This is a genomic window from Paraherbaspirillum soli, assembly GCF_042654985.1.
GTDB lineage: Bacteria > Pseudomonadota > Gammaproteobacteria > Burkholderiales > Burkholderiaceae_D > Paraherbaspirillum > Paraherbaspirillum soli.
Genome location: NZ_JBHSMT010000031.1, coordinates 151,479 through 165,434, shown reverse-complemented (window position 1 = coordinate 165,434; position 13,956 = coordinate 151,479). Strand labels below are relative to the sequence as shown.

Here is a 13,956-nt window from a genome sequence, read left to right as displayed (position 1 = left end):
AAGTCAAGCGCGAGCAGATCGTGACGGTCAAGGCACCTGCTGTCCCGCAAAATGAGAAGCCGGTCGCGCATCTGACCGGTCCTGCGCAAGCGGAGGCCGAATCGTTGGTGACCCTGGATGCTTCTGCTTCGAGCGATCCGGACGGCGACGCGCTGAACTATGTGTGGCAAGCCCCGCAAGGCATCAAGCTGACGTCAGACGGCGCACGGGCTAGCTTCACTGCTCCGGCGCTGACGGTTGACCAGCCATTCACGTTCACGGTTGGCGTGCAGGATGGCAAAGAGACGGTGAGCGCGCAACATACCGTGCTGGTCAAGGCGCCTGTTGTGGTGCTGCCGCTGGAGGCGGTGCTGGACGTCCCTGCCACGGTGCAGGCGGGCGGCAAGATCGACTTCAAGGTCGATGTGCGGCAGTCGAGCGGCAAGCCGCTCAAGTACCAATGGAGCCGTACCGCCTCGCTGTTCAGCGGCAGCGTCGGCAATAAGCCGTCTGGCAGCTACGCCGTCGCGGCAGTTGGCAAGGATAGCAATGGCTCGATTTCGGTGATTGTGAGCGATGGCACGGAACAGCTTGAGCTCAAACAGGCGGTGACGGTGCAGGCGCCCAAGCCGAACCTGGCGCCGGACGGCGCGCTGAACGGCCCGGCATCGGTGAAGGCAGGCCAGGCGTTTCAGCTCGACGCGGCATTCTCCGACCCCGAGAACGACCAGCTGTCTTACCGCTGGACCATCCCGTCGGGCTTCACTGGCAGCAGCGCCGACAGCGCGGCCTTGCGCCTGACGGCGCCGGTGGTAAAGACCGATACCAGCGGTACGGTGACGGTCGAAGTGTCAGACGGCAAAAATCAGGTAGCCAAATCGTTCAACGTGAAAGTCGTTGCGCCCACCTGCACCGCAACGCCGTGGCAGGCCGGAAAGGCGTACAACGGCAACGCTACGGTGCAGCATCAGGGCAAGCTGTATCGGGCACGCTGGTGGAACCAGGGCAATGAGCCGGGCAATTCGGCAAACACTGGCGCGGATGGTTCGGGCAAGGTATGGGCTGATCTGGGCGCTTGCTAAAGGACACCTCGAAAACCTACTGCAGGGTTTTGCAAGCCCGTCAATCTCGGGGCTGCAGGAGTGACACATTCGTCGCCGTACCTCTGTACGGCTGCGCTTCTCACCCCGACTTTGAACCGCTCGCTACGGTTTTCGAGGTGCCCTAAAACAACGGGCTGACCACGCTGTTGCGGGGCGGCCCGTTTTTCATTGCTGTGTTGCATCATCTTTTTGTACCGGTGCGGTCGAGTCGCGTTAGGATAGCGGGATGGAAAGCAAATGGCTGGAAGACTTCATTTCGTTGGCGGAAACGCATAGTTTCAGCCGCTCGGCAGAGCTGCGTCACGTCACGCAGCCGGCGTTTTCGCGCCGGATTCAATCGCTGGAGGCATGGCTGGGAGCGGACCTGATCGACCGCACTTCGTATCCGACGCGCTTGACGGCGGCAGGCGAGGTGTTTTACGAGCAGGCGCTGGAAATGCTCGGGCAAATCAATAACGCTCGCGCCATGATGCGCGGCAAGCGGCCGACCGCATTAAGCACGGTCGATTTCGCGGTGCCGCACACCTTGTCGTTGACCTATGTGCCGCGCTGGATCCGCATGCTGGAAGAAGGCTTCGGGCCGTTGAACACGCGTTTGATTGCGCTCAACGTGCACGACGCCGTGATGGCCATGGTGGATGGCGGTTGCGATCTGCTGCTGTGCTATCACCATCCGCGTCAGCCGGTGCAGCTCGACACCGGCCGCTACGACATGCTGACGCTAGGCAGCGAGGTACTGCGCGCCTACTCCCATTGCAATAAAGCCGGCGTGCCCGATTATTTGTTCCCGGGCAGCGCCAGCGCTCCCCTGCCTTTCCTGTCTTACACCAGCAATGCCTATCTCGGCCGCATGGTCGAGCTGATCCTGGCTGACGCCAAAAAGCCGCTGTATCTGGAGAAGCGCTACGAAACCGATATGGCCGAAGGTCTGAAAATGATGGCGCTGGAAGGCCATGGCGTGGCTTTCCTGCCCGAATCCGCGGTTACCCGGGAAGTGAAGCTGAAGCAGCTGGCCAGTGTGGCGGACGGTGCGCCGGAGTGGGAGGCGACCATGGAGATTCGTCTGTATCGCGAGCGCCCCACCGCGCAGCGTCCCGGCAAGCCTGTCGTCGCCAGATTGTGGGCTTACCTGTTGCAGCGGGAAGAGGAGATGGCGAAGGGGCTCAAGAGCAAGAAATTGCGTTCCATCGTTTAGATTCTCAGCCGGTGATGAATAGAGGCATTCGGCGCGCTTCGCAGCCTTTAAATTCCTTTCCGTAACCAAAATTTACAGTCGTTTACAGCGCGTTTCTGGTTTGAGTGTCTCATGCAAAAAACGCATAGTTACATGCGCACAAAGCATTGGATATGTTGCATTGCGTTGACCTACGATTCGCAGCTAGACCGATTTAGCCCTTGCTAAGGAGCCGGTCTGCAACCTCCAGGAGCGCGCAAAAATATGACTATCAAGCATGAAGTTCCATCTTATCTGGCGTCGCATGGCATTGGTCCATGGGGCGACTATCTCGAACAAATCGATCGTGTAACACCTTACCTCGGCTCGCTGTCCCGCTGGGTTGAGACGATGAAGCGTCCCAAGCGGATTTTGGTCGTCGATGTCCCTATCGAGCGCGACGACGGCACCATTGCCCATTTCGAAGGCTATCGAGTACAGCACAACACCTCGCGCGGTCCAGGCAAGGGCGGCGTGCGTTTCCACCAGAATGTGACCCTGTCGGAAGTGATGGCGTTGTCGGCCTGGATGACGGTCAAGAACGCTGCGGTTAACGTTCCATACGGCGGCGCCAAGGGCGGCATCCGGGTTGATCCCAAGACTTTGTCGCCAGGCGAATTGCAGCGCATGACGCGCCGCTACACCAGCGAAATCAACATCATCATCGGCCCGAACAAGGACATCCCGGCGCCGGACGTCAACACCAACGAGCAGATCATGGCCTGGATGATGGATACCTACTCCATGAATCAAGGCAGTACCGCATCCGGCGTGGTGACCGGCAAACCGATTTCACTGGGCGGCAGTCTGGGACGGCGCGAAGCCACCGGACGCGGCGTATTCGTGGTCGGCTGCGAAGCCGCTGCCAAGCGCGGACTGGATCTGCATAAGGCAAAAGTCGCGGTGCAGGGTTTCGGCAACGTCGGCGGCATCGCTGCGCGCTTGTTTGCCGATGCCGGTTCCAAGATCGTGGCGGTGCAGGATCATGTGTCGACGGTGGTCAATGCGAACGGCCTGGATGTTGCGGCTTTGCAAGCACACGTGGACCAGACCGGCAGCGTGGCTGGTTTCACCGGCGGCGATCATGTCTCCGATCGGGCACGGTTCTGGGGCATCGATTGCGATATCTTGATCCCTGCTGCACTGGAGCAACAAATCACTGTGGAAAATGCATCGGCTATCCGCGCCAAGATTATTCTGGAAGGTGCGAACGGTCCTACCACGCCGGCCGCGGACGATATTTTGCATGACAAGGGTGTGCTGGTGGTGCCGGACGTTATCGCTAACGCGGGTGGCGTGACTGTCAGTTATTTTGAGTGGGTACAAGACTTCTCCAGCTTCTTCTGGACCGAAGACGAAATCAACTTGCGCCTTACTCGCATCATGCGCGAAGCCTTCACCGCGGTATGGCAACTTGCCGAAGAGAAAAAAGTATCGCTGCGAACCGCCGCATTTATTGTTGCTTGCACCCGCGTTTTGCAAGCGCGTGAGATGCGCGGTTTGTATCCTTGATTGATGTTGCGTTATAGTCCGATGATTTGCCCGGTAGCAATGGGCTAGCAAAGTTGTCGGTTGCGTGTATTCGCCGCCTGATTCAGATCGAAATTGGATCGCTTTCTCTCTATGAAAAGCAGGATCAGGCGGCGCAAATCGTAGCTGACTTGCACATGCAAAATGTTTGCATGCGCGTTGCGAAAAAAAATATTTCGACATCAATAGCGCAATTCATCAGGAGAGTACTTGTGGTAAATAGGGAACAAAAGGGAACAATGCATGCCGGGCGACGTAATTCATGCTTAGGCGTGGCGTTAATGTTGGTGCTGAGTGTTGCTGCAACAGCGGTCCATGCCGAAGATGTATTGGGCAGGATTCGCGAAAAGAAAACCATCACCATTGCGTACCGGGACGCTGCATTCCCGTTCTCTTTCCTGGACCAGGATAAAAAGCCGGTCGGTTATTCCATCGATCTGTGTCTCAAACTTGCAGACGCGATCAAGCAGCAATTGAAGCTGCCGCAACTGGCGATCGCCTATGTGCCGGCGACCTCCGACAACCGCATGGATTTGATTCAAAACGGCAAAGCGGATCTGGAGTGCGGCGCCACCACCAACACGGCAGAGCGTCGCAAGAGTGTTGCTTTCACCATCCCGCATTTTGTCGCAGGAGAACGGATGTTGGTGAAAACCGATTCCAACATCAAGAACTGGCCCGATTTGCGCAATAAAAAGGTAGCGGTAACTAAGGGAACCACCAACCTGAAGCCATTGGAAGGCCGCGGTCAGGTACGGGCACTAAATTTGAAAGTGGTTGACGGCCGCGACCATAACGATTCGTTCCATATCCTGGAGACCGGCGGCGCCGATGCTTTTGCCACCGACGACGTGCTGTTATACGGACTGAAAGCCACGGCCAAAAACCCGTCGGCTTATGCGGTGGTGGGAGATCCCCTGACTACCGAACCTTATGCAATCATGCTGAGCAAGACCGATCCGGCATTCAAAAAATTCGTGGATGGCGAGATGAGCCGCATTATTCACGATTATGAAATAAACAAGCTGTACGACAAGTGGTTCTTGAAACCGATCCCGGCCAAAGATAACTTCACGTTGAACATGCCGATGAGTTACCTTTTCAGGGATTCATTGCGCTTCCCGACGGACCAGGTCGGTAATTGATTACTGCGAAGATATAAAGATAACGAACGGTTTCCGGCTAAGGACCGGAAACCGTAGTTTCTGTATAGAAATTAATAATAAAAAATATGCATGTTTTAAGGTAAAGTCCGCTTCTGAAGCAGTGACTTTGTTAAACTACACAGATAATTTTTTTTGGGGGATTGTTATGATGTCATCGAAATTGGTTGCCGCTCTGATTGGTCTGGGTGTGCTGGTTGGATCCGTGCAAGCGCAGGAGCTGACCGGGACGCTCAAGAAAATCAAGGATACCGGCACCATTACGCTAGGTGTGCGCGATTCTTCTATCCCGTTTTCTTATCTTGACGACAAACAATCCTATCAAGGCTATTCGATAGACCTCTGCCTGAAAGCGGCCACCGCAATCCAGAAGCAATTGGGCATGACCGAACTGAAGGTGAAGATGGTGCCGGTGACCTCGGCGACCCGTATTCCACTGATCTCCAATGGCGCGATCGACCTGTCCTGCGATTCCGCCACTAATAACGCCGAGCGTCAAAAAGTGGTTTCTTTTGCGCCAACCATGTTTGTGACGGCGACCCGCCTGCTGGCCAAGAAGTCATCCAACATCAAGTCGCTCGATGACCTGAAAGGCAAGACCATCGTCTCGACTTCCGGTACCTCGAACCTGAAGCTGGTCACCATTTTGAATGGCGAGCGCAATCTGGGCATGAACATCCTGGCTGCCAAAGACCATGCCGAAGCTTTCCTTATGGTAGAAACCGGCCGCGCCGTCGCGTTTGCGATGGATGATATTTTGCTGGCGTCACTAGCCGCTAATTCCCGCGCACCGGCTGACTACGCGATCACCACTGATGCGTTGTCGGTTGAGCCGTACGGCATTATTGAGCGTAAAGACGACCCGGCCTTCAAGAAGGCGGTTGATGTTGCTTTGAGCAATGTCTACAAATCGGGCCAAATCAATGATATTTACGCAAAATGGTTCTTGAAGGCGATTCCTCCAAAAGGCATCAACCTGAACGTGCCTATGAGCGCGGAATTGAAAAAGGCATTCGCCAATCCAACCGATTCCGGCGATCCGGCTGTCTATGCTGTCGTGCCTGAAGCACAAAAACAAACAATGAAGAAAAAGAAATAAGATCGGCATCATCAAGAGCAAACTGGGAGGCGCAAGCCTCCCGTTTTGTTTTTGCAATAAAATTGCTGCGACGCACAACTATGCACGGCTGACGCCAAAGCAAGGTCCGGCAATCGTGATTTGAGAGTAATAAGAGGGGACAAAAAATGCATTACAACTGGAACTGGGGCATCTTCTGGCAAGAGGCTCCCGACGGTGTCAGTACTTACATGGACACCTTGTTGGTCGGCCTCAAGTGGACCGTCGCACTATCCGCCGGGGCCTGGATCATGGCACTGATTATCGGCACCGTCATCGGTACCATCCGCACCATGCCGAATAAATGGGCGGTCCGCGTGGCGAATGGCTACGTCGAGCTATTCCGCAATATCCCGCTGATCGTGCAGATGTTCCTGTGGTATTTCGTGATGCCCGAAATCGTGCCGGCGAGCATTGGCCACTGGCTCAAGAACCTGCCGAATGCATCGTTCATCACCGCCTTTCTGGCGCTGGGTTTTTTTACGTCGTCGCGGGTTGCGGTACAGGTTTCCGCCGGCATCAATGCCTTGCCGCGCGGTCAAAAGCTGGCGGGTACCGCGCTTGGCCTGACCTTGCCGCAAACCTACCGCTACGTATTGTTGCCGATGTCGTTCCGCATCATCGTCCCGGCCCTGACCAATGAATTTGCGGCGATCATCAAGAACAGCTCGGTGGCGCTGACTATCGGCCTGGTCGAACTGACCGCAGCGGCCTATTCGATGCGTGAATTCACGTTCCAGACATTCGAGTCGCTGACTGGCGCCACCATCATTTACGTCGCCATTTCGGGAATCGCATTGCTGCTGGCTCGATGGCTGGAAAAAGTGATTGCGATTCCAGGCTTTATTGCCGCCGGTAGCGCTAACACAGGAGGTCATTAATCATGTTTTCGAATTTCGATTTTGACGTCATTCACCGCTCCTGGTTTTACCTGTTCTCGACCGGGATGAAGTTCACGCTGACGTTGACGCTCACTGCGATGCTCGGCGGCATTCTGTTCGGCACCATGCTGGCGATGATGCGCCTGTCGCACAGCAAAGCGATTTCGCTGCTGGCGACCAGCTATGTCAACCTGATCCGCTCGATACCGCTGGTGCTGGTGATTTTCTGGTTTTATTTCCTGGTGCCGTATATCGGCGCCTGGATCATCGGCGCGCCGGAGCCGATCCAGGTCGATGCGTTTTCTTCGGCACTGATCACCTTCATCCTGTTTGAAGCAGCTTATTATTGCGAAATCATGCGTTCCGGGATCCAGTCGATCCCGCGCGGCCAGGTTTCCGCCGGTTATGCGCTGGGCATGAACTACTGGCAAATGATGGGCAATGTGGTGCTGCCGCAAGCGTTCCGCAACATGATCCCGATCCTGCTGACGCAAACCATTGTGTTGTTCCAGGACGTATCGCTGGTGTATGTGCTGGGTTCGGTTCCCGACTTCGTCACCTCGGCATCGAAGATCGCGCAGCGCGACGGCCGTCTGGTCGAAATGTATATGTTTGTGGCGGTGGTCTACTTCATGATGAGTTTCGGCTTGTCATTGCTGGTCAGGAAGCTGCAGCACAGGGTTGCCATTATCCGATAGTAAGAAAACGAATTCAGGTATTAGGAGAAATTAGATGATTGAACTTAAAAACGTCAGCAAATGGTATGGCCACTTTCAAGTCCTGACCGATTGCACTACACAGGTAGCCAAGGGCGACGTGGTGGTGGTGTGCGGCCCGTCCGGCTCCGGCAAATCGACATTGATCAAAACCGTCAACGGTCTGGAACCGTTCCAAAAGGGCGAGATCGTGGTCGACGGCATTTCGGTCGGCGATCCAAAAACCAACCTGTCGAAACTGCGTGCGCGGATCGGCATGGTGTTCCAGAACTTCGAATTGTTCCCGCATCTGTCGATTCGTGAAAACCTGACCATCGGCCAGGTAAAAGTGCTCGGCCGCAGCGTTGACGAAGCCACCGAAAAGGGCTTGAAGTACCTGGACCGTGTCGGCCTGATCGCACAAAAAGATAAATTCCCCGGCCAGTTGTCCGGCGGCCAGCAACAACGCGTCGCGATTGCCCGTGCGCTGTCGATGGACCCGATTGCGATGCTGTTCGACGAACCGACTTCTGCCCTTGATCCCGAAATGATCAATGAAGTGCTGGACGTGATGGTCGGCCTGGCGCAAGAAGGCATGACCATGATGGTGGTGACGCACGAAATGGGCTTCGCCAAGAAGGTCGCCAATCGCGTGGTCTTCATGGACAAGGGCTTGGTGGTGGAAGATTGCCAGAAAGACGAATTCTTCGGCGCCCCACGCTCGGAACGTGCGCGTGACTTCCTGGCCAAAATTATTCACTAATAGTTTCGCGCCGGACATAAAGCCGCTTCGGATCAGACCGCAGCGGCTTTTTTATTTCTCGATAAGGTCGGCCAGCAAGTAGGGCGGATGAGCGCAGCGTTATCCGCCGTTTTGGACGTGCCACATGCATTTGATGCATCCAAGGCGGAAGGCGCTACGCTTTTCCGCCCTACGGCTTTTGAACCCGACGCAACATAAGAGCACCTCGCCGCTGCGGTAAAATGTCGCCCATCGCCACTCCCCCGCAGCACGCATAGCGGAGTGCCTTTTTACAGAAGAGAACCAACATGACCGATACCTTGACCATCACTCGCCCCGATGACTGGCATTTGCATTTGCGCGATGGCGTCGCGCTCGCCAGCGTGTTGCCGCACAGCGCGCGCCAGTTCGGCCGCGCGATCGTGATGCCGAACCTGAAGCCGCCGGTGACCACGACCGAGCAGGCAAGCGCCTATCGCGACCGGATCCTGGCCGTGCTGCCGCCGGACCTGGCGTTCGAACCGCTGATGACGCTGTATCTGACCGACAACACGCCGCCCGATGAAATCCGGCGCGCCAAAGACAGCGGCTTCGTGCATGCGGTCAAACTGTATCCGGCCGGCGCCACCACCAATTCCGATGCCGGCGTCACCGATCTGAGCAAGTGCTACAAAACGCTGGAAGCGATGCAGCAAGTCGGCATGCCGTTCCTGGTGCATGGCGAAGTGACCGACCCGGCGATCGACCTGTTCGATCGCGAAGCGGTTTTCATCGAAAAAGTGCTGCAACCGCTGCGGCGCGACATGCCGGAGCTGAAAGTGGTGTTCGAGCACATCACCACCAAAGAAGCCGCGCAATATGTCGAGAGCGCCGAAGGCCCGATCGCCGCGACCGTGACTGCGCATCACCTGCTGTATAACCGCAATGAAATCTTCAAGGGCGGCATCCGCCCGCATTACTACTGCTTACCGGTATTGAAGCGCGAAACACATCGGCAAGAGCTGGTGCGCGTGGCCACTTCCGGCAACCCGCGCTTCTTCCTGGGCACCGACTCGGCGCCGCATGCCAAGGGCTTGAAGGAAAATGCCTGCGGTTGCGCCGGCTGCTACACCGCGCTGCATGCGCTGGAGTTGTACGCGCAGGCTTTCGATCAGGTCGGTGCGTTGGACAAGCTGGAAGCCTTCGCCAGTTTTAACGGACCCGCATTTTATGAATTGCCGCGCAATCAGGGCAGCGTCACGCTGAAACGCCAGGCATGGACTATCCCCGCAGAGTTGCCGTTGGGCGATGCCACCTTGGTGCCGCTGAATGGTGGCGAGACGATGAACTGGCAGCTGGCATAACACGCCCATCACCCGCCTTCGCACCGCTTGGTGCGATTCTTGCGTGCTGATCGGAGAGGCAGAGATTAAATAAGCTCTCGTCCTCTCCTATCGTAGAAAACCGAGGTCTTGCGACCTGTTTCCAGCATGCATAGCCTACGTATTGTTGTCGTCAATCCAGACGCTATCGACGATGGCGCCAGCGATCCTGCGTTCGAGGCGCAAGCGGAGCGCGGCAAAGCCTTGCGCATCGGTTTGCTGCAAGCCGGCTACAACATCATTGCATCGCTGCCGGCCGACCTTTACCTGCCGGAGCGGATCGCGCAATTGCAACCGGACATGATCATTGTCGATGCCGAATCCGATGCCCGCGACGTGCTGGAGCATGTGGTGATCGCCACCCGCGACGCGCGCCGGCCTATCGTTCTGTTTACCGAGGATGCCAAGAAGTCCAGCATGGAAGCGGCGATGGCGGCCGGCGTGTCGGCCTATGTTGTCGCCGGACTGCAGGCGGAACGCATCAAGCCGGTGCTGGAAGTCGCGCTGGCGCGCTTCAATCAGGAGCAGAAGCTGCGCACCGAATTGTCCGATACCAAGCTGAAATTGGCCGAGCGCAAGATCGTCGAACGCGCCAAGGGACTGCTGATGCAGCGCCACAATATGAGCGAGCAGGATGCGTATCAGAAGCTGCGGCGGCTGGCGATGGACAAGAATCTGAAACTGGCGGAAGTTGCACAGCGCATCATCGATGCCGCCGATTTATTGGGCTAGCCTTCCTGTCTTCCTGTAGGGCGGATGAGCGCAGCGTTATCCGCCGTTGGATGTGCCACAGGTTTGTGATGCATCCAGAACGGCGGAAGGCGCTGCGCTTTTCCGCCCTACGCCACCGAGAACGCCCCAATAAAGACGCGCAAATCTGGTGCGCTGCACAAAGCCGGTGCGAATTTTATGCGTCAAACGCCATCGATCCTGGTTAAAAGCCCTGGCACGCCGCTTGCGTAGATAGAACTAGGCGCCAACGCTGGCGCCGCTGGATTCGGCCAACGGCGGTCGATCCACACAAGACAAAGGTGTCTTCCCGTATGACTTGCTCATCACGGGACGACGCCTTTTTTTATTGCGTGAAGAGAATACGGAGTCGATCCGATGGAAGCAGCAAATGCCCTACCGCACAACAATCAAGCCACCGCCGTTGCAACAGATCAGGTCGACACCAAGCGTCGCCACCTCGTTCAAACCGCAGCCCTTGCAGCGGGAGCAAGCATGTCCGGACTAGTCGGCGCAGGCGCCTGGGCCGCTGGTTCCGATCAGCCGGAAAAGACCGAAGTCAGGATAGGCTTCATCCCGCTGACCGATTGCGCGTCGGTGGTGATGGCATCGGTGCTTGGCTTCGATAAAAAATACGGCATCAAGATTGTGCTCAGCAAGGAAGCCTCCTGGGCCGCTGTGCGCGACAAGCTGGCCAATGGCGAACTGGATGCGGCGCATGTGCTGTCGGGCCTGATTTACGGCGTGCAAATGGGCATCGGCGGCCAGAAAAAAGACATGGCGATCCTGATGGGCCTGAACCAGAATGGCCAGGCCATCACCTTGTCCAGAAAGCTGGCGGACAAAGGCGCGGTGGATGGGCCGTCGCTGGCCAAATTGATGGCGCGCGAGCGGCGCGAATACACCTTCGCCCAAACCTTCCCGACCGGTACCCACGCGATGTGGTTGTACTACTGGCTGGCCGCCAACGGCATCCATCCGCTCAAGGATGCCAAGGTGATCACGGTGCCGCCGCCGCAGATGGTGGCCAATATGCGGGTCGGCAATATGGATGGCTTTTGCGTCGGCGAGCCGTGGGGCCATCGGGCGATTGTCGATGGCGTCGGCATCACCGCCGCCACCACCCAGGAAATCTGGAAAGACCATCCGGAGAAAGTGCTAGGCGCCAGCGCCGAATTCGTCGCCAAACATCCGAACACTTGCCGCGCCATGATTGCCGCCGTGCTGGAAGCCGGCAAATGGATCGACGCCTCGCTCGCCAACAGGAACAAGATGGCGGCAACCATCGCCGACAAGTCCTACGTCAACACCAGCAAGGACGTGATCGAGCAGCGCATCATGGGCCGCTATCAGAACGGCCTGGGCAAGACCTGGGACGACCCGAATTACATGAAGTTTTACAACGACGGCCTGGTGAATTTTCCGTATCTGTCGGACGGCATGTGGTTCATGACCCAGCACCGCCGCTGGGGTTTGCTGAAGACCGATCCCGACTATCTTGCGGTGGCCAGCGCGGTGAGCCAGATCGCGCTCTACAAGGAAGCCGCGGCCATGACCAAGACCAGCGTGCCGAAAGAGCCGTTCAGAAGCTCGACCTTATGCGACGGCACGCTGTGGGACGGCAAGAACCCCAAGGCCTATGCCGCCGCTTTCAAGATTCGGGCCTGAGCATGCCGCACGCAATGATTGATTCTGGAGCCAATATGAGCGCAATCGCCGACGCCGCGACCGCGGCGAATCGCCAAGCCTTGATGCCGGACAGCGTTGCTGTCGATAACGTTGCGGCGCAGCCGGCACCGCCCGCCAAAGTACAGACAGCTGCCCATCGCCGCAGCATGAGCCCGCTGATGATGCAAACGGTCGCGCCGCTGTGCGGCCTGGCATTCCTGGTGCTGCTCTGGCAGCTGATTGCGATGAGCGACAGCCAATTCCCGACGCCGCTGCTGACCTTGCAGGAAGCCGTCAAATTGTTTTCCGACCCGTTCTACCGAACCGGTCCCAACGATCAAGGCATAGGCTGGAACATCCTGGCTTCGCTGCAGCGGGTTGCGGTCGGCTTCGGCCTGGCGGCCGCGGTCGGGATTCCGTTGGGTTTCATGATCGGCCGCTTCCGCTTCCTGTCCGGCATGTTCGGTCCGGTCATCAGTTTATTGAAGCCGGTGTCGCCGCTAGCCTGGCTGCCGATCGGTCTGCTGATGTTCAAGTCGGCCAATCCAGCCGCCATCTGGTCCATCTTCATTTGTTCGATCTGGCCGATGATCATCAACACCGCGGTCGGGGTGCAGCGGGTGCCGCAGGATTACATGAACGTGGCGCGGGTCCTGAATCTGTCGGAGTGGAAGATCATCACCAAAATTCTTTTCCCGTCCGTCTTGCCCTACATGCTGACCGGGGTGCGGCTGGCGATCGGCACCGCCTGGCTGGTGATCGTCGCCGCCGAGATGCTGACCGGCGGCGTCGGGATCGGCTTCTGGGTATGGGATGAATGGAACAACCTCAACGTGCCGCACATCATCATCGCGATTGTGGTGATCGGCGTGGTCGGCCTGTTGCTGGAACAACTGCTGGTGGCGCTGGCGAAAGCGTTTACCTACGAGCAGGTTGGCAGCTAGCCCGACAAGGAGAAAAAGATGGAACTGCGCGACGCCAAATTCATAGAAATCCACCAGGCCGAAATGGTGTTTCATACCCGCAAAGGCGACTTCCATGCGCTGCGTGACATCAACCTGACGGTACGCAAGGGCGAGTTCGTGACCTTGATCGGCCACTCCGGTTGCGGCAAATCGACCTTGCTCAATCTGATTGCCGGCTTGCTGCGGCCCAGCGACGGCGTGCTGATCTGCGCCAATCGTGAAATCGGCGGACCGTCGCCGGAGCGCGCCGTGGTGTTTCAAAACCACTCGCTGCTGCCATGGCTGACCTGCTATGAAAATATTTATCTGGGCGTGGAGCGGGTGTTTGCCGCCAGCGAAAACAAGCAGGCGTTGAAAGAGCGTACCAACGCCGCACTGAGCATGGTCGGCTTGAACGCCGCAGGACAAAAGCGTCCGCACGAAATTTCCGGCGGTATGAAGCAGCGAGTCGGCATCGCCCGCGCGTTGGCGATGGAACCCAAGGTGCTGCTGATGGACGAGCCGTTCGGCGCACTCGATGCGCTGACTCGCGCTCACTTGCAAGACGAACTGCTGAAGATCGTCGCCAAGACCGGCTCGACGGTGGTGATGGTGACCCACGATGTCGACGAGGCGGTGCTGTTGTCGGACCGGATCGTGATGATGACCAACGGCCCGGCCGCCACCATCGGAGAAATCGTGCAGGTCCGTCTGCCGCGTCCGCGCGACAGAGTGGCGCTGGCGCAGGACTCCCTGTATGCCGAATATCGGACCACGGTGCTGGAGTTCCTGTATCGAAAACAGGCACATCCGGTAGCCGCAGCAGCATAA

At 57.4% G+C, this 13,956-nt stretch carries 13 protein-coding genes; all 13 read left to right on the top strand.

The genetic code is table 11. The features are described from left to right. A partial coding sequence (locus ACFPM8_RS21450; protein ID WP_379000827.1) for a PKD domain-containing protein occupies window positions 1-1,061 on the top strand: 1,061 nt, incomplete at its 5' end. Between the two features lie 247 nt (window positions 1,062-1,308). Next, entirely contained in the window at window positions 1,309-2,277 is a 969-nt protein-coding gene (locus ACFPM8_RS21445) for a LysR family transcriptional regulator (protein ID WP_379000825.1), read from the top strand. 243 nt (window positions 2,278-2,520) lie between these two features. Beyond that, entirely contained in the window at window positions 2,521-3,807 is a 1,287-nt protein-coding gene (locus ACFPM8_RS21440; protein ID WP_379000824.1) for a Glu/Leu/Phe/Val family dehydrogenase, read from the top strand. Window positions 3,808-4,106: 299 nt separating this feature from the next. Further along, window positions 4,107-4,970 (top strand): amino acid ABC transporter substrate-binding protein, encoded by an 864-nt coding sequence (locus ACFPM8_RS21435; protein ID WP_379000822.1) that lies wholly within the window; start codon window positions 4,107-4,109, stop codon window positions 4,968-4,970. Between the two features lie 166 nt (window positions 4,971-5,136). After that, window positions 5,137-6,087: an amino acid ABC transporter substrate-binding protein gene (locus ACFPM8_RS21430; RefSeq protein WP_379000820.1), complete on the top strand. Its 951-nt coding sequence runs from the start codon at window positions 5,137-5,139 to the stop codon at window positions 6,085-6,087. Between the two features lie 146 nt (window positions 6,088-6,233). Beyond that, window positions 6,234-6,986 carry an amino acid ABC transporter permease gene (locus ACFPM8_RS21425; RefSeq protein WP_379000818.1) on the top strand — a complete coding sequence of 251 codons (753 nt, stop codon included), beginning with the start codon at window positions 6,234-6,236 and terminating at the stop codon, window positions 6,984-6,986. Between the two features lie 2 nt (window positions 6,987-6,988). After that, window positions 6,989-7,684 (top strand): amino acid ABC transporter permease, encoded by a 696-nt coding sequence (locus ACFPM8_RS21420; protein WP_379000816.1) that lies wholly within the window; start codon window positions 6,989-6,991, stop codon window positions 7,682-7,684. Between the two features lie 34 nt (window positions 7,685-7,718). Next, window positions 7,719-8,444: an amino acid ABC transporter ATP-binding protein gene (locus tag ACFPM8_RS21415; protein ID WP_379000814.1), complete on the top strand. Its 726-nt coding sequence runs from the start codon at window positions 7,719-7,721 to the stop codon at window positions 8,442-8,444. 287 nt (window positions 8,445-8,731) lie between these two features. After that, complete coding sequence (gene pyrC / locus ACFPM8_RS21410) at window positions 8,732-9,766, top strand: dihydroorotase (protein ID WP_379000812.1); 1,035 nt, start codon at window positions 8,732-8,734, stop codon at window positions 9,764-9,766. Between the two features lie 126 nt (window positions 9,767-9,892). Next, window positions 9,893-10,516, top strand: coding sequence for an ANTAR domain-containing response regulator (locus ACFPM8_RS21405; protein WP_379000810.1), 624 nt, complete (start codon window positions 9,893-9,895; stop codon window positions 10,514-10,516). Between the two features lie 375 nt (window positions 10,517-10,891). After that, window positions 10,892-12,181, top strand: a complete 1,290-nt coding sequence (locus tag ACFPM8_RS21400) for a CmpA/NrtA family ABC transporter substrate-binding protein (RefSeq protein WP_379000808.1) — start codon at window positions 10,892-10,894, stop codon at window positions 12,179-12,181. Window positions 12,182-12,348: 167 nt separating this feature from the next. Further along, on the top strand, window positions 12,349-13,125 hold the full coding sequence (gene ntrB / locus ACFPM8_RS21395) for a nitrate ABC transporter permease (protein ID WP_379000857.1): 777 nt from the start codon (window positions 12,349-12,351) through the stop codon (window positions 13,123-13,125). 18 nt (window positions 13,126-13,143) lie between these two features. After that, window positions 13,144-13,956 (top strand): ABC transporter ATP-binding protein, encoded by an 813-nt coding sequence (locus ACFPM8_RS21390; RefSeq protein ID WP_379000806.1) that lies wholly within the window; start codon window positions 13,144-13,146, stop codon window positions 13,954-13,956.